Source organism: Pantoea sp. SIMBA_079 (genome assembly GCF_046940275.1).
Taxonomy (GTDB): domain Bacteria; phylum Pseudomonadota; class Gammaproteobacteria; order Enterobacterales; family Enterobacteriaceae; genus Pantoea; species Pantoea borealis.
This window is the reverse complement of the sequence record NZ_JAWRYR010000104.1, coordinates 1-334: the sequence shown is the minus strand read 5'-3', so window position 1 is coordinate 334 and position 334 is coordinate 1. Positions and strand designations below refer to the sequence as shown.

At 44.9% G+C, this 334-nt stretch carries 1 pseudogene; it reads left to right on the top strand.

The features are described 5' to 3' along the window. Positions 1–62 precede the first annotated feature (62 nt). A pseudogene (locus tag SB719_RS19305) lies at positions 63–334 on the top strand (serine hydrolase); the annotation flags it as partial.

Sequence of the window (334 nt, the reverse complement as noted above, 5' to 3'; positions counted from 1 at the left end):
TGTATCCGCTCATGAGACAATAACCCTGATAAATGCTTCAATAATATTGAAAAAGGAAGAGTATGAGTATTCAACATTTCCGTGTCGCCCTTATTCCCTTTTTTGCGGCATTTTGCCTTCCTGTTTTTGCTCACCCAGAAACGCTGGTGAAAGTAAAAGATGCTGAAGATCAGTTGGGTGCACGAGTGGGTTACATCGAACTGGATCTCAACAGCGGTAAGATCCTTGAGAGTTTTCGCCCCGAAGAACGTTTTCCAATGATGAGCACTTTTAAAGTTCTGCTATGTGGCGCGGTATTATCCCGTATTGACGCCGGGCAAGAGCAACTCGGTCG